We start from the raw sequence: 17,315 nt of genomic DNA on the forward strand, positions 1-17,315 counted from the left end.
ACACATGGCCAAGCAAGCGCTCATCCTAATCGATATCCAGAACGACTACTTCCCCCAGGGCAAGTGGCCTCTCGACGGCGTGGAGGCTGCGGCAGACAAGGCCGCGCAGGTGCTGCAGGCATTTCGCCGGGCGGGCGATGCGGTGATTCATGTGCGTCATGAGTTCACCTCGGACGATGCACCGTTCTTCACCCCAGGCTCCGAAGGCGCGCACCTGCATCCCAAGGTGCTGAACGAAGGCAGTGAGCCGGTGGTGCTTAAACACTTTGTGAATGCGTTTCGCGAAACCCAACTGCGCACGGTGCTGGAGCAACGCAGCATCACTGACGTGGTGGTGGTCGGCAGCATGAGCCATATGTGCATCGACGCGGTGGTACGGGCGGCGGCGGACCTGGGCTACAAGGTCACGCTGATCCATGACGCCTGCGCCACGCGGGATCAGGAGTTCAACGGGCAAGTGATTCCGGCGGCGCAGGTGCATGGGGCGTATATGGCGTCGCTGGCGTTTGGGTATGCGAGCGTGGTGTCGACGCAAGAATACTTGCAGGCCCAGGCGGCGGCCTGACCGCCACGTGCGGGCGTGGCGCTAGCGGGTCGCAATGATGAACAGCCGCGGGAAAGGCAGAAGTACGGTGCCATCAGCCAGGGCCGGATAAGCCTGGCTGATCCGCGCCTGATAGTCCTGCAGGAAAGCGGCTTTTTCGTCGTCGCTCAACGGCGCGAGGAACGGCCGCAATGCCGAGGCCTTGAACCACTCCACCACGGCCGCGTGATCCGCCAGCGGGTGCAGGTAGGTGGTGCGCCATACATCGACGGTGCTGCAGTGTTGGCTCAGCAGCTCGTAGTAATAGCTCGCCGAGTGCCGTTCATTGTGTTTGACCGCACCGATCCTGGAGGACCATGGGCCATCGGCCGCGACCTCACGGGCCAGCCGGTGGGCGGGCTCGTCAAGGTTGTCCGGGGTTTGCACCGCCAGGGTTCCGCCGCGTGTCAGTTGGCTGACCAAGTGCGGGTAGAGCGTGGCGTGGTCCGGCAGCCATTGCAGGGAAGCGTTCGCCAGGATCACATCGAAGGGTTGTGCCGGGGCCCACGCGCCGATGTCCGCCAGTTCGAAGCTCAGCGCCGGCAAGCGCTTGCGGGCGTCGGCCAGCATGTCGTCGGAGCTGTCCATGCCGGTGACGTGAGCCTGTGGAAAACGCTCGGCCAACACTTGCGTGGAATTACCGGGGCCGCAGCCCAGGTCAACGGCGGTTAGCACAGCGGTATTGGGAATGGCCGCAACCAGATCGCGGACGGGGCGTGTGCGCTGCTGTTCGAACAGGGTGTATTGCTTGGCTGACCAGGTCATCACGGCTTTCCTTCTGTGTAAAGGTTGGCCACAGCCTAAATCTTGTGAGCCATGAGAACAAACGCCAGGGTTCACCTCACCATCGGACGATGCCTACACACCCTGCGCAGCGCTCGCAAACCCGAACTCAGCGTAGTGTCCACGGACGGTTTTCTGGCCTTCACCGCCAAATCTGTACACGTCAATGGAGCTACGCCATGACTTATCTGAAAACTCGCGAAGGCAACGATATTTACTATAAGGACTGGGGCAGCGGCCAGCCTGTTGTGTTCTGCCACGGCTGGCCACTGAACAGCGACAGCTGGGAATCGCAAATGCTGCATTTCGCCAACAACGGTTTTCGCGCCATTGCGCATGACCGCCGAGGGCATGGACTACTACGCGGACGACCTGGCGGAATTGATCGAGCACCTGGATCTGACCAACCTGATCCTCTTCGGTTTTTCCACCGGAGGCGGTGAAGTTGCGCGCTATATCGCTCGCCATGGCACGTCGCAGTTGCTGGTTTATACGGGCGCGCCCCATGGGTTGACTGACACGCACAAGCAACAAGCCAATGAAGATATGTTGCGTTTCGCGCAGTTTTAGCCTGCGTGAGGCGCATAAAAAACCGCGCGGCCTTGTCGGCGGCGCGGTTTTTTTAATTTGCAGCTTGTTGCTTCGGTAAGCGCTAGAACGGGATATCGTCATCAAAGCTGTCGAAATCCGGAGCCGGTTGCGGAGCGGCCTGTTGTGGCGCTGGGCGCGACTCACGCTGTGGCTGCTGACTTGGCTGCTGGCTTGGCTGCGGACGCGACTGCTGTGGACGCGGTGCCGAGTTGGACATGCCGCCCTGGCCCTGTTGGTCGCCCTGTGGACGGCCGCCGAGCAGTTGCATGGTGCCTTGCATGTCGACCACGATTTCAGTGGTGTAACGCTTGATGCCATCTTTTTCCCACTCGCGGGTCTGCAGTTTGCCTTCGATGTAGACCTGCGAACCTTTGCGCAGGTATTCACCGGCGATCTCTGCCACTTTGCCGAACATCGACACACGGTGCCATTCGGTTTTCTCAACCTTTTGGCCGGTCTGCTTGTCGGTCCACTGTTCGCTGGTCGCCAGACTCAGGTTGGTCACGGCGTTACCGTTAGGCAAGTAGCGAACTTCGGGATCCTGGCCGCATGTACCGACCAATATGACTTTGTTAACCCCACGGGCCATAACGTTCTCCTAAGCTGGGCGCGCTGTCGGCACTGGGTTGACCAGTTGCTCGAGCGTCGCGCGATCCAATAATTCGGTGTCCAATTTGATGTAGATGGCGGCTTCTTCAGCAATAACCACAGCATCGGTAACCCCTGTAACGGCCTTAAGGCGCTCGGCCAAGCCAGCTTCGCGTATCGCTTCAGGCGATAACGGCAAGCGCAGACTCGTCACATAGGGAGGTTCGCGCATGGTAACAGCAAAGGCTAGCCAGAGGGCAGCCAGACCTGCGCATCCGAGGAACACAACCGACAAACCGCCGTGCTGGAACATCCAGCCACCCATGATGCCGCCCAACGCAGAGCCCAGGAACTGGCTGGTGGAATACACCCCCATCGCCGTGCCCTTGCCGCCGGCCGGTGAAACTTTACTGATCAGCGAAGGCAACGAAGCCTCTAGCAGGTTGAACGCGGTAAAGAACACCACCGTACCGATTACCAGCGCCCGCAGGCTGTCGCCGAACTGCCAGAAGAATAGCTCAGTGAGCATCAGCGTCACGACGGCGCCGAGTAAAACTCGTTTCATTTTGCGTTTCTTCTCGCCATAGATGATGAATGGGATCATGGCGAAGAATGAGATCAGCAGTGCGGTCAGGTAGACCCACCAGTGCTGTTCCTTGGGCAGCCCGGCTTTTTCCACCAGGGCCAGGGGCAAGGCAACGAAGCTGCTCATCAGCATCGCGTGCAATACAAAGATACCTAAATCCAAGCGCAGCAGGTCCGGATGCTTGAGCGTCGGCAGCAGGGCCTGGCGCGCAACCCCGGATTCACGGTGCTGCAGGGTGCCGGTGGAGCGCGGCACCATAAAGGCCACGATCACAATACCGAACAACGCCATGCCGCCGGTGGCCAGGAACAGTCCGTGCAAACCAAAGGCGCGGGTCAGCAACGGGCCGATCACCATTGCGACAGCAAACGACAGGCCGATGGTCATGCCGATCATGGCCATGGCCTTGGTACGGTGTTGTTCGCGAGTCAGGTCCGACAGCAAGGCCATGACCGCCGCAGAAATTGCACCGGCGCCCTGCAGGACACGTCCGGCGATCACGCCCCAGATAGAATCGGACTGGGCCGCGAGTACGCTGCCGAGGGCGAACACGATCAACCCGAGGTAGATCACTGGGCGGCGGCCGATGCGGTCGGAAATGATCCCGAACGGAATCTGGAAAATCGCCTGGGTCAGGCCATAGGCGCCAATGGCCAGGCCGATCAGGGCGGGGGTCGCGCCTGCAAGGTCCATCCCGTAGGTCGCCAGTACCGGCAACACCATGAACATGCCAAGCATACGGAAGGCGAACACCAGGGCCAGACCGCTTGCCGCTCGGGTCTCGCCGCTACTCATGCGTTCGCTGTGGGGATCGTGCATGGAAAAACCTCGTGTGAACCGGCGGCGATTCTACCAGTCCCATCGATTGAGAGGGTATATGCGGCGCTTTGCCGCGCAGGTTTCATGTAAGGCTGCACCTAGCACCTTGACAGTGTATATTCATCCAGTCTTTATCCGTATACTCCTGCATTATTTACGCCCGCCGTGCGAGGCCATCTTGGACAAGATCCTGATTCGTGGGGCTAGAACCCACAACCTGAAGAACATCGACCTGACCCTGCCCCGGGACAAACTGATCGTCATCACCGGTTTGTCCGGGTCCGGCAAATCGTCGCTGGCGTTCGACACGCTGTACGCCGAAGGCCAGCGCCGTTATGTCGAGTCGCTGTCGGCCTATGCCCGCCAGTTCCTGTCGATGATGGAAAAACCCGACGTCGACACCATCGAAGGCCTGTCGCCGGCGATTTCCATCGAGCAGAAATCGACGTCCCATAACCCGCGCTCCACCGTGGGCACCATCACCGAGATCTACGACTACCTGCGCCTGCTCTATGCGCGCGTCGGTATCCCGCGCTGCCCGGACCACGACATTCCGCTGGAAGCCCAGACCGTCAGCCAGATGGTCGACCTGGTGCTGGCCCAGCCGGAAGGCGCCAAGCTGATGTTGCTGGCGCCGGTAATTCGCGAGCGCAAGGGTGAACACCTTTCGGTGTTTGAAGAACTGCGTGCCCAAGGTTTCGTGCGTGCGCGGATCAACGGCAAGCTGTATGAGCTGGACGAAGCGCCGAAACTCGACAAGCAGAAGAAGCACTCGATTGATGTCGTGGTCGACCGTTTCAAAGTGCGCGCCGACTTGCAGCAACGCCTGGCCGAATCCTTCGAGACCGCCCTGAAGCTGGCGGACGGTATCGCCCTGGTCGCGCCGATGGACGACGAGCCTGGCGAAGAGATCATCTTCTCCGCGCGCTTTGCCTGCCCGATCTGTGGCCACGCCATCAGCGAGCTGGAACCCAAGCTGTTCTCCTTCAACAACCCGGCCGGCGCATGCCCGACCTGTGATGGCCTGGGGGTGAAGCAGTTCTTCGACATCAAGCGCCTGGTCAATGGCGAACTGACGCTGGCAGAAGGCGCGATACGCGGCTGGGACAGGCGTAACGTCTATTACTTCCAGATGCTCGGGTCGTTGGCGTCGCACTATAAGTTCAGCCTGGAAGTACCGTTCAACCAACTGCCGGCGGATCAGCAGAAGGTCATTCTCAACGGCAGCGGCTCGCAGAGCGTCGACTTCAAATACCTCAACGACCGTGGCGACATCGTCAAACGCTCGCACCCGTTCGAAGGCATCGTGCCGAACCTCGAACGCCGCTACCGCGAGACCGAGTCGGCGAGCGTGCGTGAAGAGCTGGCGAAGTTTCTCAGCACCCAGCCCTGCCCGGATTGCCGTGGCACCCGCCTGCGCCGTGAAGCGCGGCACGTATGGGTTGGCGAGAAGACCCTGCCGGCAGTGACCAACCTGCCGATCGGTGATGCCTGTGAATACTTTGGTGTCCTCAAGCTGACCGGACGCCGTGGGGAGATTGCCGACAAGATCCTCAAGGAGATTCGCGAGCGCCTGCAGTTCCTGGTTAACGTCGGCCTGGATTACCTGTCGCTGGACCGCAGCGCCGATACCTTGTCGGGCGGTGAAGCCCAGCGTATTCGCCTGGCCAGCCAGATCGGTGCCGGCCTGGTGGGTGTGCTGTATATCCTCGATGAACCGTCGATCGGCTTGCACCAGCGCGACAACGATCGCCTCCTGGGCACGCTGAAGCACCTGCGGGATATCGGCAACACGGTGATTGTGGTCGAGCACGATGAAGACGCGATTCGCCTGGCAGATTATGTGGTCGATATCGGCCCGGGTGCCGGCGTACATGGTGGACATATCGTCGCCCAAGGTACGCCTGCCGAGGTGATGGCCCATCCGGACTCACTGACGGGCAAGTACCTGTCCGGTCGCGTGAAGATTGAGGTGCCGGCCAAGCGCACGCCACGCAACAAGAAGATGGCGTTGCACCTCAAGGGTGCGCGTGGCAACAACCTGCGCAATGTCGACCTGGAGATTCCCCTGGGCCTGCTGACCTGTGTGACCGGTGTTTCCGGTTCGGGCAAGTCGACGCTGATCAACAACACCCTGTTCCCATTGAGCGCCACCGCCTTGAACGGCGCGACCACTCTGGAAGCGGCTGCACATGACAGCATCAAGGGCCTTGAGCTCTTGGACAAAGTGGTCGATATCGACCAGAGCCCGATTGGCCGCACACCACGCTCCAACCCGGCGACCTATACCGGGTTGTTCACGCCCATCCGCGAGTTGTTCGCTGGCGTGCCGGAATCCCGCTCGCGGGGCTACGGGCCGGGCCGGTTCTCGTTCAACGTCAAGGGCGGGCGCTGCGAAGCGTGCCAGGGCGATGGCTTGATCAAAGTGGAAATGCACTTCCTGCCGGACATCTACGTGCCCTGCGATGTGTGCAAGAGCAAGCGCTATAACCGCGAAACCCTTGAGATCAAATACAAGGGCAAGAACATTCACGAAACCCTGGAGATGACCATCGAAGAAGCGCGGGTGTTCTTCGACGCGGTTCCGGCGTTGGCGCGCAAGCTGCAGACGCTGATGGATGTGGGCTTGTCGTACATCAAGCTGGGGCAATCGGCGACCACGCTGTCCGGTGGTGAGGCGCAGCGGGTCAAGCTGTCCCGCGAGCTGTCCAAGCGGGATACGGGTAAAACCCTGTATATCCTCGATGAACCGACCACGGGCCTGCACTTCGCGGATATTCAGCAATTACTGGATGTGTTGCACCGCCTGCGTGACCACGGCAACACCGTGGTGGTGATCGAACACAACCTGGATGTGATCAAGACCGCCGACTGGCTGGTCGACCTCGGGCCGGAAGGCGGTTCCAAGGGCGGCCAGATCATCGCGGTGGGTACGCCGGAGCAGGTCTCCGAAATGCCGCAGTCGCACACGGGTTACTACTTGAAACCATTGCTCGCACGCGACCGGGCCTGATTTATCCGACCCAATAAAAAGCCCCTGTCACTTCAACGGTGACAGGGGCTTTTTTACAGCCGGGAATCAGAACTGCGATTGCAGGTAATTCTCCAGGCCGACCAGCTTGATCAGGCCCAACTGCTTCTCCAGCCAGTAGGTGTGATCTTCTTCGGTATCGGCCAACTGCACGCGCAGAATTTCACGAGTGACATAGTCGTTGTGCTGCTCGCACAGCTCGATGCCCTTGCACAGCGCGGCACGGACCTTGTACTCAAGGCGCAGGTCGGCGGCGAGCATCTCAGGCACCGTGGTGCCTACGTCCAGGTCGTCCGGACGCATGCGTGGCGTGCCTTCGAGCATCAGGATACGGCGCATCAGCGCATCGGCGTGCTGCGTCTCTTCTTCCATCTCGTGGTTGATACGTTCATAGAGCTCGGTAAAGCCCCAGTCTTCGTACATACGCGAATGGATGAAATATTGGTCACGAGCAGCCAGTTCGCCCGTCAGCAACGTGTTGAGGTAATCGATTACGTTGGGGTGACCTTGCATCGCCCTACATCTCCCTGCTTGAAAGTCTTTAGTTTGAACCATGCTGACCTATAGGTCACGGAACCAACGGCAGAAAAGTGAAGATTTACAGAGAAAAGTAGCTGAATTAACGCAAAAACCGCCCAAATGAGGGCGGTTCTGCTTATCGTTTAGAGTCAGTTAAGCGATACACCCAGTGCCTTTGCGATTGCTTCTCCATAAGCCGGATCGGCTTTGAAGAAGTGTTGCAACTGACGCTGGACCACATCACTGGAAACCCCCGCCATGGCGCCGGCGATGTTGCCGGTGAGCAAGGCTTTCTGCTCATCGTTCATCAGGCGGAACAGCGCACCGGCGTGGCTGTAATAGTCGGTGTCTTCGCGGTGATCGTAACGATCTGCGGCACCGCTCAGGGCCAATGCAGGCTCGGCGTACTGTGGCGCTTGTTTCGGCGCGTCGGCGTAGCTGTTTGGCTCATAGTTGGGCGTCGCACCGCCGTTGCTGCCGAAGGCCATCGAACCGTCACGCTGGTAGCTGTTGACCGGGCTGCGCGGGGCATTCACCGGCAATTGTTGGTGGTTGGTGCCGATACGGTAGCGATGTGCATCTGCATAAGCGAAAACGCGACCCTGCAGCATGCGGTCTGGCGACAGACCGACCCCCGGGACCATGTTGCTCGGGCCAAACGCTGCTTGCTCCACTTCAGCGAAGTAGTTCTGTGGATTACGGTTGAGCTCCAGTTCACCGACTTCGATCAGCGGGAATTCCTTTTGTGACCAGGTTTTGGTCACGTCAAAGGGGTTCTCGTAATGTGCGTTGGCTTGGGCCTCGGTCATGATCTGAATGCAAACGCGCCATTTCGGGAAATCGCCGCGCTCGATCGCACCAAACAGATCGCGCTGTGCGTAATCAGGGTCGGTGCCCGCCAAGCGCGCGGCCTCAGCCGGTGCCAGGTTCTTGATGCCTTGCTTGGTCTTGTAGTGCCACTTTACCCAGTGCCGCTCGCCCTTGGCGTTGATCAGGCTGTAGGTGTGGCTACCGAAGCCGTGCATGTGACGGTAACCGTCAGGGATACCACGGTCCGAAAACAGGATGGTGACCTGGTGCAGCGCCTCCGGGGAGTGCGACCAGAAGTCCCACATCATCTGCGCACTTTTCAGATTGCTTTGCGGCAGGCGTTTCTGGGTGTGGATAAAATCAGGGAACTTCAGAGGGTCACGGATGAAGAACACCGGCGTATTGTTACCGACGATGTCCCAGTTGCCTTCTTCGGTGTAGAACTTCAAGGCAAAGCCACGAGGATCGCGTTCGGTGTCAGCCGAACCACGTTCCCCACCTACCGTGGAGAAGCGCAGAAAGGTCGGCGTTTGTTTACCCACGGACTCGAACAGCTTGGCGCTGGTGTATTCAGTGATGTCCTGGGTAACGGTGAACGTGCCGTAAGCACCCGAACCTTTGGCATGCACTCGACGCTCAGGGATGTTTTCGCGATTGAAGTGCGCGAGCTTCTCAATCAGGTGAAAGTCGTCAAGCAGCAACGGGCCACGTGGGCCGGCGGAACGGGAGTTCTGGTTGTCCGCCACGGGAGCGCCGCTGGCGGTGGTAAGAATTTTGTTCTGGCTCATGCTCAATCTTCCTCAGGTCGGACTCGGAACTGCCGGCTAATCGGCTTGCAGTGAGTATTGATCATCAACATGACACCTACAAATTCATTAAATTGTGGGGATCAATAGAAAATTACTACCAATACACCTGACCACCATAGTGCCGGTGTCGACCTGACGCAGCTTGTACAAATGGCGCTTTTCTTACGCGCACAAAAAACCGGGCACTAGGCCCGGTTCTTCGTTACAGACTGTCGTCTTACTCGGCGCTTACAGCTTCGCCGGCAGTAGCACGATCAACCAACTCGACATACGCCATAGGCGCGTTGTCGCCAGAGCGGAAACCGCACTTGAGGATGCGCAGGTAGCCACCCTCACGGGTAGCGTAACGCTTGCCCAGGTCGTTGAAGAGCTTACCAACGATAGCTTTCGAACGAGTACGGTCGAATGCCAGACGGCGGTTAGCCAGGCTGTCTGTCTTAGCCAAAGTGATCAGCGGCTCAGCAACGCGACGCAGTTCTTTAGCTTTCGGCAGTGTAGTTTTGATCAGCTCGTGCTCGAACAGCGACACCGCCATGTTTTGAAACATGGCCTTACGGTGCGAGCTGGTACGGCTCAGGTGACGTCCACTTTTACGATGACGCATGGTTCATTCCTTACCAAACTCACGTTCGGTGATTACGACGATCAGGCAGTCGCCTTGTCGTCCTTCTTAAGACTTGCAGGCGGCCAGTTGTCGAGGCGCATGCCGAGGGACAGACCGCGGGAGGCCAGAACGTCCTTGATTTCAGTCAAGGATTTCTTGCCCAGGTTCGGAGTCTTCAACAGTTCTACTTCGGTACGCTGAATCAGGTCGCCGATGTAGTAAATGTTTTCCGCCTTAAGGCAGTTAGCCGAACGTACAGTCAGTTCCAGATCGTCAACCGGGCGAAGCAGGATCGGATCGATCTCGTCTTCCTGCTCGATTACCACTGGTTCGCTGTCACCTTTGAGGTCGACGAACGCAGCCAACTGCTGTTGCAGGATGGTTGCAGCGCGACGGATAGCCTCTTCAGGGTCCAGAGTACCGTTGGTTTCCAGATCAATAACCAGCTTGTCCAGGTTAGTACGCTGCTCGACACGGGCGTTTTCCACCACGTATGCGATGCGGCGAACCGGGCTGAACGAAGAATCAAGCTGCAAGCGACCAATGCTGCGGCTTTCGTCTTCATCGCTCTGACGCGAGTCGGCCGGTTCATAACCACGACCACGAGCTACAGTGAGCTTCATGTTCAGGGCGCCGTTAGACGCCAGGTTAGCGATTACGTGATCGGGGTTAACGATCTCGACATCATGATCCAGCTGAATATCGGCAGCGGTAACCACCCCCGAACCCTTCTTCGACAAGGTCAGCGTAACTTCGTCACGGCCGTGCAGCTTGATAGCCAGACCTTTAAGGTTCAACAGGATTTCAATTACGTCTTCCTGTACACCTTCGATGGCGCTGTACTCGTGGAGCACACCGTCAATCTCGGCCTCGACTACTGCACAGCCGGGCATTGAGGACAACAGGATGCGGCGCAGCGCGTTGCCCAGGGTGTGGCCAAAACCACGCTCGAGAGGCTCGAGAGTGATTTTGGCGCGGGTTGGACTGACAACCTGCACATCAATGTGGCGGGGTGTCAGGAACTCATTTACCGAAATCTGCATGGATGCACCTATTTTCTAGCCCTTACTTGGAGTAGAGCTCGACAATCAGGCTTTCGTTGATGTCGGCGGACAGATCACTGCGAGCAGGAACGTTCTTGAAAACGCCCGACTTCTTCTCAGTGTCTACTTCTACCCATTCTACGCGGCCACGTTGGGCACACAGATCGAGAGCTTGGACAATGCGAAGTTGGTTTTTTGCTTTCTCGCGGACAGCGACCACGTCACCAGCACGAACCTGGTAGGACGGAACGTTTACGGTCTGACCGTTAACGCTGATCGACTTGTGCGATACCAGCTGACGGGATTCGGCACGAGTAGAACCAAAGCCCATACGGTATACAACGTTGTCCAGACGGCATTCGAGCAGTTGCAGCAGGTTTTCACCGGTTGCACCTTTCTTGCCAGCAGCTTCTTTGTAGTAGCCGCTGAACTGACGCTCGAGAACGCCGTAAATACGACGGACCTTCTGCTTTTCACGCAGTTGGGTGCCGTAATCGGACTGGCGACCGCGGCGTTGGCCGTGGATACCAGGTGCTGCTTCAATGTTGCACTTCGATTCGATCGCGCGCACGCCGCTCTTCAGGAAGAGATCGGTGCCTTCGCGACGAGCGAGTTTGCATTTTGGACCAATGTAACGAGCCATTCTTTACAATCTCCTGGATTACACGCGGCGCTTCTTCGGCGGACGGCACCCGTTGTGCGGGATTGGCGTCACGTCGGTGATGCTGGCGATCTTATAGCCACAGCCGTTCAAAGCACGGACAGCAGACTCACGACCTGGACCTGGACCTTTGACGTTAACGTCAAGGTTTTTCAGGCCGTATTCCAGCGCAGCTTGACCAGCACGTTCAGCAGCTACTTGAGCAGCAAACGGGGTGGACTTGCGGGAACCGCGGAAACCCGAACCACCGGAGGTAGCCCAAGAAAGCGCGTTACCTTGACGGTCGGTGATGGTCACGATTGTGTTGTTAAAAGAAGCATGGATGTGGGCGATGCCATCAACCACTGTCTTTTTAACTTTTTTACGAGGACGAGCAGCAGGTTTTGCCATGATTAATTTCCTGTCGATTCGCGTGGGCGATTACTTGCGGATCGGCTTACGCGGACCTTTACGGGTACGCGCGTTAGTCTTGGTACGCTGACCGCGCACTGGAAGACCACGACGATGACGCAGACCACGGTAGCAACCGAGGTCCATCAAACGCTTGATTTTCATGTTGATTTCGCGACGCAGGTCACCTTCAGTGGTGAACTTCGCCACTTCGCCACGCAACAGCTCAATCTGCTCGTCGCTCAGATCTTTAATCTTTGCGGCTGGGTTTACCCCAGTATCTGCGCAAATTTTCTGCGCAGTAGTGCGACCAACACCATAGATGTAGGTCAGCGAGATAACAGTGTGCTTGTTATCTGGAATGTTAACGCCTGCAATACGGGCCATTCAGTGGGACTCCAATTGACAGCTACCTACGCCCCGGAAGCCAAGAAATAGGGCGCGAGATAATATCGCTGTAATAACAAATAATCAACCCGGCAGCGCACTAGCTGCCGGGCTTCAAGCGGATCACACTCAGCCTTGGCGCTGTTTGTGACGCGGTTCCGCGCTGCAAATTACTCGAACAACACCTTCGCGGCGAATAATTTTGCAGTTACGGCACAGCTTTTTCACCGATGCACGAACTTTCATCACCAACTCCTCGAACCTTATGGGTACTCAGCGCAACATGCCGCTGCCGTAACCCTTCAGGTTGGCTTTCTTCATCAGGGATTCGTACTGGTGCGAAACGAGGTGCGATTGTACTTGGGACATGAAGTCCATCACAACCACGACGACGATCAGCAACGAGGTCCCGCCAAGGTAGAACGGTACGTTTGCTGCAACCACCAGGAACTGGGGCAACAAGCACACGGCCGTCATATATAGAGCACCGAACAGGGTCAAACGAGTCAGAACGCCATCAATGTAGCGTGCAGACTGCTCACCTGGACGGATGCCCGGAATAAAGGCACCGGACTTCTTCAGGTTTTCCGCTACGTCTTTCGGATTGAACATCAACGCCGTATAGAAGAAGCAGAAGAAAATAATCCCTGCACTAAACAGCAGAATATTCAACGGCTGACCAGGAGCGATCGACTGAGAAAGGTCCTGCAGCCAGCCCATGTTTTCAGACTGACCAAACCAGGTACCCAACGAAGCCGGAAACAGCAAAATGCTGCTCGCGAAAATTGCCGGGATAACACCGGCCATATTCACTTTCAGCGGCAAGTGGCTGGTCTGCGCAGCAAAAACCTTGCGGCCCTGCTGACGCTTGGCGTAGTGAACAGCAATACGACGCTGGCCACGCTCAATGAACACCACAAAACCGATAATCGCTACTGCCAGCAAACCGATGGCAACCAGGGCAAAAATATTGATATCACCCTGACGCGCAGACTCGAAAGACTGCCCGATTGCTCTCGGAAGACCGGCGACGATACCTGCGAAAATCAACATCGAGATACCGTTACCAACACCACGCTCAGTAATCTGCTCACCCAGCCACATCATAAACATCGCACCAGCCACAAATGTGGATACCGCGACGAAATGGAAGCCAAAGTCACCAGTGAACGCAACACCCTGCCCCGCCAAGCCAACGGACATGCCGATAGCTTGAACCAGGGCAAGGATGACAGTGCCGTAGCGGGTGTACTGGCTAATCTTGCGACGGCCAGCTTCACCTTCCTTCTTCAACTGCTCCAACTGCGGGCTGACGGCGGTCATCAACTGCATGATGATCGATGCCGAAATGTACGGCATGATCCCCAGTGCAAAGATGCTCATCCGTTCCAGCGCGCCGCCGGAAAACATGTTGAACAAGCTAAGAATGGTCCCCTCATTCTGTCGAAACAGGTCTGCGAGTCGGTCCGGGTTGATACCTGGAACCGGGATGTGTGCGCCTATTCGGTAGACGATAATCGCCAGGAACAGAAAACGCAGACGAGCCCAAAGTTCAGACATACCGCCTTTGCCGAGCGCTGAGAGAGCACCTTGCTTAGCCATTTATTCCTCGAACTTGCCGCCAGCTGCTTCGATAGCCGAACGCGCACCTTTGGTGGCGCCGATTCCCTTGCCGATAGTGACAGCGCGGGTCACTTCACCGGACAGCATGATTTTCACACGCTGTACGTTGACGTTGATCACGTTGGCATCTTTCAGGGTCTGCACAGTAACGATGTCGCCTTCCACTTTAGCCAGCTCGGACAAACGCACTTCTGCGCGGTCCATGGCTTTCAGGGATACGAAACCGAACTTAGGCAGGCGACGATGCAGCGGCTGTTGACCGCCTTCAAAGCCTGGAGCGATGGTGCCACCGGAGCGGGAGGTTTGACCTTTGTGGCCACGGCCACCAGTCTTACCCAAACCGCTACCGATACCACGGCCCGGACGATGCTTTTCGCGACGGGAACCCGGCGCTGGACTCAGATCATTGAGTTTCATCGATTAACCCTCGACACGCAGCATGTAGTAAGCCTTGTTGATCATCCCGCGATTCTCGGGAGTATCCTGGACTTCTACAGTGTGACCGATGCGACGCAGACCCAAACCCTTAACGCACAATTTGTGGTTAGGGATGCGACCGGTCATGCTTTTGATCAGCGTTACTTTAACGGTAGCCATGATCAGAAGATCTCCTTGACGCTTTTGCCACGCTTGGCGGCAATGGATTCAGGAGACTGCATTGCTTTCAAACCCTTGAAAGTGGCGTGAACCACGTTTACAGGGTTAGTCGAGCCGTAGCACTTGGCCAGAACGTTCTGAACGCCAGCAACTTCGAGGACAGCACGCATAGCGCCGCCAGCGATGATACCGGTACCTTCAGAAGCAGGCTGCATGTACACCTTCGAAGCGCCATGGGCGGACTTCATTGCGTACTGCAGAGTAGTGCCGTTCAGATCAACTTGGATCATGTTGCGACGAGCAGCTTCCATTGCCTTCTGGATCGCAGCAGGCACTTCACGTGACTTGCCACGGCCGAAGCCAACACGCCCTTTACCATCACCAACCACGGTCAACGCGGTGAAAGTGAAGATACGGCCGCCTTTAACGGTTTTGGCTACGCGGTTAACTTGAACCAGCTTCTCAATGTAGCCTTCGTCGCGCTTTTGGTCGTTATTTGACATAACTTAGAACTCCAGCCCAGCTTCACGAGCAGCATCAGCCAGCGCCTTGACGCGACCGTGATACTTGAAGCCAGAGCGGTCGAAAGCCACCTGCGAGACGCCAGCGGCTTTTGCACGCGTAGCGACCAGCTGGCCAACCTTAGTGGCCGCGTCGATGTTGCCAGTGGCACCATCACGCAGTTCTTTATCCAAAGTCGAGGCGCTTGCCAGGACTTTGTTGCCGTCGGCCGAGATGACCTGGGCGTAGATGTGCTGCGACGAGCGGAACACGCAGAGACGCACGACTTCGAGTTCGTGCATTTTCAGGCGTGCTTTGCGAGCGCGACGCAGTCGAGTAACTTTTTTGTCGGTCATTTGCTATGCCCTACTTCTTCTTGGCTTCTTTACGACGGACGACTTCGTCCGCGTAGCGCACACCTTTGCCTTTGTACGGCTCTGGTGGACGGAAGTCGCGGATCTCAGCGGCCACCTGACCTACCAGCTGCTTATCAATACCCTTGATCAGGATATCGGTTTGGCTCGGGGTCTCAGCGGTGATGCCTTCCGGCAGTTCGTAATCCACTGGGTGCGAGAAGCCAAGGGCCAGGTTCAAAACCGTGCCTTTTGCTTGCGCTTTGTAACCAACACCGACCAGCTGGAGCTTACGCTCGAAGCCTTGGCTTACGCCTTGGACCATGTTGTTTACCAACGCACGAGTGGTACCGGCCATTGCGCGAGTTTGTTGATCGCCATTGCGAGCAGCGAAACGCAGCTCACCAGCTTCTTCAACGATCTCAACCGACGAATGGATGTTCAGTTCGAGAGTACCCTTGGCACCCTTCACCGAAAGCTGTTGGCCTGCGAATTTTACTTCGACACCGGCTGGCAGCTTAACGGGGTTCTTAGCGACGCGTGACATGCTTATCCCCCCTTAGAACACAGTGCAAAGAACTTCGCCGCCGACACCGGCAGCGCGCGCAGCACGATCCGTCATCACACCTTTGTTGGTGGAGACGATAGACACACCGAGACCGCCACGAACTTTTGGCAGATCATCGACGGACTTGTACTGACGCAGGCCTGGACGGCTAACGCGCTTCACTTCCTCGATGACCGGACGGCCTTCGAAGTACTTCAGCTCGATGGACAGCAGTGGTTTGATTTCGCTGCTGATCTGATAACCCGCAATGTAGCCTTCGTCTTTCAGGACTTTGGCAACAGCAACCTTCAACGTGGAAGATGGCATGCTTACGACGGACTTTTCAGCCATCTGGGCATTACGGATACGAGTTAGCATGTCCGCTAACGGGTCCTGCATACTCATGGGCTAGACGCTCCTAATACAAAAAAATTAGCCTTGCGGCTACATATGTCGCCGAGAATCTCCGAGCATAAAACACACGGGCTCAGGCGAGCCGCGTATTTTAGACACACTACGGAAATGAAACAAGCCCCAAAAGGGGCTTGTTCCAGATTCAAGGCCACCGGCGGTCAGTATCTTGCGAAACCGACCACCTGGACGTTGAAAGTACTTACCAGCTAGCTTTAACCAGACCTGGTACGTCACCACGCATTGCCGCTTCACGCAGTTTGTTACGGCCGAGGCCGAACTTGCGGTAAACGCCGTGTGGACGACCGGTCAGGCGGCAGCGGTTACGCATGCGCGAGGCGCTTGCGTCACGTGGCTGCTTCTGCAGTGCTACTGTCGCTTCCCAACGCGCTTCTGGACTTGCGTTCAGATCAACGATGATTGCTTTCAGTGCTGCACGCTTCTTGGCGTACTTGGCAACCGTGAGCTGACGCTTCAGCTCGCGGTTTTTCATGCTCATCTTGGCCATGGTCCTACTCCAATCAGTTGCGGAACGGGAATTTGAAAGCACGCAACAGGGCGCGACCTTCATCATCGTTCTTGGCAGTGGTGGTCAGGGTGATGTCCAGACCGCGGAGAGCATCGATCTTGTCGTAGTCGATTTCCGGGAAGATGATCTGCTCTTTCACGCCCATGCTGTAGTTACCACGACCATCGAAGGACTTGGCATTCAGGCCGCGGAAGTCGCGGACCCGAGGCAGGGAGATCGACAGCAGACGATCCAGGAATTCGTACATACGCTCACGGCGCAGAGTCACTTTGACGCCGATCGGCCAACCTTCACGGACTTTAAAGCCAGCGATGGATTTCCGAGCGTAAGTCACAACGACTTTTTGACCGGTGATCTTTTCCAGGTCAGCAACAGCGTGCTCGATGACTTTTTTGTCGCCGACCGCTTCGCCCAGACCCATGTTCAGGGTGATTTTGGTAACGCGTGGAACTTCCATCACGTTCGAAAGCTTAAGTTCTTCCTTAAGCTTCGGTGCGATTTCTTTCCAATAAATCTCTTTTAGTCGTGCCATGGTCTTCTACCTAGCAGT

The 17,315-nt window shown here is 57.1% G+C and carries 22 protein-coding genes and 1 pseudogene; 3 read left to right on the forward strand and 20 right to left on the reverse strand.

Annotated elements, in window-relative coordinates:
• Positions 1 to 4 precede the first annotated feature (4 nt).
• Complete coding sequence (locus J2Y83_RS25575) at positions 5 to 565, forward strand: cysteine hydrolase family protein (protein ID WP_253399577.1); 561 nt, start codon at positions 5 to 7, stop codon at positions 563 to 565.
• 21 nt (positions 566 to 586) lie between these two features.
• On the opposite strand, the gene tam is transcribed toward J2Y83_RS25575, so the two are convergent.
• Positions 587 to 1,348, reverse strand: coding sequence for a trans-aconitate 2-methyltransferase (gene tam / locus J2Y83_RS25580; RefSeq protein WP_253399578.1), 762 nt, complete (start codon positions 1,346 to 1,348; stop codon positions 587 to 589).
• Between the two features lie 197 nt (positions 1,349 to 1,545).
• Between tam and J2Y83_RS25585 the strand changes: the two are divergent.
• Positions 1,546 to 1,849: pseudogene (locus tag J2Y83_RS25585) on the forward strand (alpha/beta fold hydrolase); the annotation flags it as partial.
• A 169-nt stretch (positions 1,850 to 2,018) separates the two neighbouring features.
• On the opposite strand, the gene J2Y83_RS25590 reads toward J2Y83_RS25585, so the two are convergent.
• On the reverse strand, positions 2,019 to 2,546 hold the full coding sequence (locus J2Y83_RS25590; protein ID WP_099235124.1) for a single-stranded DNA-binding protein: 528 nt from the start codon (positions 2,544 to 2,546) through the stop codon (positions 2,019 to 2,021).
• Positions 2,547 to 2,555: 9 nt separating this feature from the next.
• Complete coding sequence (locus tag J2Y83_RS25595) at positions 2,556 to 3,950, reverse strand: MFS transporter (RefSeq protein WP_253399579.1); 1,395 nt, start codon at positions 3,948 to 3,950, stop codon at positions 2,556 to 2,558.
• Between the two features lie 178 nt (positions 3,951 to 4,128).
• On the opposite strand from J2Y83_RS25595, the gene uvrA reads away from it, so the two are divergent.
• Complete coding sequence (gene uvrA / locus J2Y83_RS25600) at positions 4,129 to 6,963, forward strand: excinuclease ABC subunit UvrA (protein WP_253399580.1); 2,835 nt, start codon at positions 4,129 to 4,131, stop codon at positions 6,961 to 6,963.
• 66 nt (positions 6,964 to 7,029) lie between these two features.
• On the opposite strand, the gene bfr is transcribed toward uvrA, so the two are convergent.
• The 17 genes from bfr to rplE all read right to left on the reverse strand — a co-directional run bounded on the left by bfr (position 7,030) and on the right by rplE (position 17,297).
• On the reverse strand, positions 7,030 to 7,494 hold the full coding sequence (gene bfr / locus J2Y83_RS25605) for a bacterioferritin (protein ID WP_247396024.1): 465 nt from the start codon (positions 7,492 to 7,494) through the stop codon (positions 7,030 to 7,032).
• Positions 7,495 to 7,649: 155 nt separating this feature from the next.
• Positions 7,650 to 9,098 (reverse strand): catalase, encoded by a 1,449-nt coding sequence (locus J2Y83_RS25610; RefSeq protein WP_253399581.1) that lies wholly within the window; start codon positions 9,096 to 9,098, stop codon positions 7,650 to 7,652.
• 238 nt (positions 9,099 to 9,336) lie between these two features.
• Positions 9,337 to 9,723, reverse strand: coding sequence for a 50S ribosomal protein L17 (rplQ, locus tag J2Y83_RS25615; protein ID WP_247396022.1), 387 nt, complete (start codon positions 9,721 to 9,723; stop codon positions 9,337 to 9,339).
• A gap of 41 nt (positions 9,724 to 9,764) precedes the next feature.
• On the reverse strand, positions 9,765 to 10,766 hold the full coding sequence (locus J2Y83_RS25620; RefSeq protein WP_003176403.1) for a DNA-directed RNA polymerase subunit alpha: 1,002 nt from the start codon (positions 10,764 to 10,766) through the stop codon (positions 9,765 to 9,767).
• Positions 10,767 to 10,788: 22 nt separating this feature from the next.
• Entirely contained in the window at positions 10,789 to 11,409 is a 621-nt protein-coding gene (rpsD, locus tag J2Y83_RS25625) for a 30S ribosomal protein S4 (RefSeq protein ID WP_003176404.1), read from the reverse strand.
• Between the two features lie 18 nt (positions 11,410 to 11,427).
• A complete protein-coding gene (gene rpsK, locus J2Y83_RS25630; RefSeq protein WP_002555466.1) occupies positions 11,428 to 11,817 on the reverse strand; it encodes a 30S ribosomal protein S11 in 390 nt (129 codons plus the stop codon).
• A 30-nt stretch (positions 11,818 to 11,847) separates the two neighbouring features.
• Positions 11,848 to 12,204, reverse strand: a complete 357-nt coding sequence (rpsM, locus tag J2Y83_RS25635) for a 30S ribosomal protein S13 (protein WP_003210063.1) — start codon at positions 12,202 to 12,204, stop codon at positions 11,848 to 11,850.
• Positions 12,205 to 12,333: 129 nt separating this feature from the next.
• The gene (rpmJ, locus tag J2Y83_RS25640; protein ID WP_002555468.1) at positions 12,334 to 12,450 is read right to left on the reverse strand and encodes a 50S ribosomal protein L36; all 117 of its coding nucleotides are present in this window, start codon (positions 12,448 to 12,450) and stop codon (positions 12,334 to 12,336) included.
• Positions 12,451 to 12,477: 27 nt separating this feature from the next.
• Positions 12,478 to 13,806 (reverse strand): preprotein translocase subunit SecY, encoded by a 1,329-nt coding sequence (gene secY / locus J2Y83_RS25645; protein ID WP_003176406.1) that lies wholly within the window; start codon positions 13,804 to 13,806, stop codon positions 12,478 to 12,480.
• The gene (gene rplO / locus J2Y83_RS25650) at positions 13,807 to 14,244 is read right to left on the reverse strand and encodes a 50S ribosomal protein L15 (RefSeq protein ID WP_003176407.1); all 438 of its coding nucleotides are present in this window, start codon (positions 14,242 to 14,244) and stop codon (positions 13,807 to 13,809) included. It abuts the gene before it with no gap.
• A 3-nt stretch (positions 14,245 to 14,247) separates the two neighbouring features.
• The gene (gene rpmD, locus J2Y83_RS25655) at positions 14,248 to 14,424 is read right to left on the reverse strand and encodes a 50S ribosomal protein L30 (protein ID WP_003176408.1); all 177 of its coding nucleotides are present in this window, start codon (positions 14,422 to 14,424) and stop codon (positions 14,248 to 14,250) included.
• A 2-nt stretch (positions 14,425 to 14,426) separates the two neighbouring features.
• Entirely contained in the window at positions 14,427 to 14,927 is a 501-nt protein-coding gene (gene rpsE / locus J2Y83_RS25660; protein WP_003186035.1) for a 30S ribosomal protein S5, read from the reverse strand.
• Between the two features lie 3 nt (positions 14,928 to 14,930).
• The gene (gene rplR, locus J2Y83_RS25665) at positions 14,931 to 15,281 is read right to left on the reverse strand and encodes a 50S ribosomal protein L18 (RefSeq protein ID WP_003186037.1); all 351 of its coding nucleotides are present in this window, start codon (positions 15,279 to 15,281) and stop codon (positions 14,931 to 14,933) included.
• Positions 15,282 to 15,291: 10 nt separating this feature from the next.
• Positions 15,292 to 15,825, reverse strand: coding sequence for a 50S ribosomal protein L6 (rplF, locus tag J2Y83_RS25670; RefSeq protein WP_003176412.1), 534 nt, complete (start codon positions 15,823 to 15,825; stop codon positions 15,292 to 15,294).
• Positions 15,826 to 15,837: 12 nt separating this feature from the next.
• A complete protein-coding gene (rpsH, locus tag J2Y83_RS25675) occupies positions 15,838 to 16,230 on the reverse strand; it encodes a 30S ribosomal protein S8 (protein WP_003186040.1) in 393 nt (130 codons plus the stop codon).
• Between the two features lie 208 nt (positions 16,231 to 16,438).
• Positions 16,439 to 16,744 (reverse strand): 30S ribosomal protein S14, encoded by a 306-nt coding sequence (gene rpsN / locus J2Y83_RS25680; RefSeq protein ID WP_003176414.1) that lies wholly within the window; start codon positions 16,742 to 16,744, stop codon positions 16,439 to 16,441.
• A gap of 13 nt (positions 16,745 to 16,757) precedes the next feature.
• Positions 16,758 to 17,297 (reverse strand): 50S ribosomal protein L5, encoded by a 540-nt coding sequence (rplE, locus tag J2Y83_RS25685; RefSeq protein WP_003176415.1) that lies wholly within the window; start codon positions 17,295 to 17,297, stop codon positions 16,758 to 16,760.
• Positions 17,298 to 17,315 lie beyond the last annotated feature (18 nt).

Source organism: Pseudomonas marginalis (assembly GCF_024169655.1).
GTDB lineage: Bacteria > Pseudomonadota > Gammaproteobacteria > Pseudomonadales > Pseudomonadaceae > Aquipseudomonas > Aquipseudomonas paraveronii.

Coding starts and splice junctions, on each gene's coding strand:
- rpsE (WP_003186035.1), bottom strand. CDS start 14,927: ATGTCAAATAACGACCAAAAGCGCGACGAAGGCTACATTGAGAAGCTG.
- rplR (WP_003186037.1), bottom strand. CDS start 15,281: ATGACCGACAAAAAAGTTACTCGACTGCGTCGCGCTCGCAAAGCACGC.
- rplF (WP_003176412.1), bottom strand. CDS start 15,825: ATGTCACGCGTCGCTAAGAACCCCGTTAAGCTGCCAGCCGGTGTCGAA.
- bfr (WP_247396024.1), bottom strand. CDS start 7,494: ATGCAAGGTCACCCCAACGTAATCGATTACCTCAACACGTTGCTGACG.
- secY (WP_003176406.1), bottom strand. CDS start 13,806: ATGGCTAAGCAAGGTGCTCTCTCAGCGCTCGGCAAAGGCGGTATGTCT.
- rpsN (WP_003176414.1), bottom strand. CDS start 16,744: ATGGCCAAGATGAGCATGAAAAACCGCGAGCTGAAGCGTCAGCTCACG.
- rpsM (WP_003210063.1), bottom strand. CDS start 12,204: ATGGCCCGTATTGCAGGCGTTAACATTCCAGATAACAAGCACACTGTT.
- J2Y83_RS25620 (WP_003176403.1), bottom strand. CDS start 10,766: ATGCAGATTTCGGTAAATGAGTTCCTGACACCCCGCCACATTGATGTG.
- rplQ (WP_247396022.1), bottom strand. CDS start 9,723: ATGCGTCATCGTAAAAGTGGACGTCACCTGAGCCGTACCAGCTCGCAC.
- rpmD (WP_003176408.1), bottom strand. CDS start 14,424: ATGGCTACCGTTAAAGTAACGCTGATCAAAAGCATGACCGGTCGCATC.
- tam (WP_253399578.1), bottom strand. CDS start 1,348: ATGACCTGGTCAGCCAAGCAATACACCCTGTTCGAACAGCAGCGCACA.
- rpsH (WP_003186040.1), bottom strand. CDS start 16,230: ATGAGTATGCAGGACCCGTTAGCGGACATGCTAACTCGTATCCGTAAT.
- J2Y83_RS25595 (WP_253399579.1), bottom strand. CDS start 3,950: ATGCACGATCCCCACAGCGAACGCATGAGTAGCGGCGAGACCCGAGCG.
- rpsD (WP_003176404.1), bottom strand. CDS start 11,409: ATGGCTCGTTACATTGGTCCAAAATGCAAACTCGCTCGTCGCGAAGGC.
- rpsK (WP_002555466.1), bottom strand. CDS start 11,817: ATGGCAAAACCTGCTGCTCGTCCTCGTAAAAAAGTTAAAAAGACAGTG.
- rpmJ (WP_002555468.1), bottom strand. CDS start 12,450: ATGAAAGTTCGTGCATCGGTGAAAAAGCTGTGCCGTAACTGCAAAATT.
- rplO (WP_003176407.1), bottom strand. CDS start 14,244: ATGAAACTCAATGATCTGAGTCCAGCGCCGGGTTCCCGTCGCGAAAAG.
- J2Y83_RS25590 (WP_099235124.1), bottom strand. CDS start 2,546: ATGGCCCGTGGGGTTAACAAAGTCATATTGGTCGGTACATGCGGCCAG.
- J2Y83_RS25575 (WP_253399577.1), top strand. CDS start 5: ATGGCCAAGCAAGCGCTCATCCTAATCGATATCCAGAACGACTACTTC.
- J2Y83_RS25610 (WP_253399581.1), bottom strand. CDS start 9,098: ATGAGCCAGAACAAAATTCTTACCACCGCCAGCGGCGCTCCCGTGGCG.
- rplE (WP_003176415.1), bottom strand. CDS start 17,297: ATGGCACGACTAAAAGAGATTTATTGGAAAGAAATCGCACCGAAGCTT.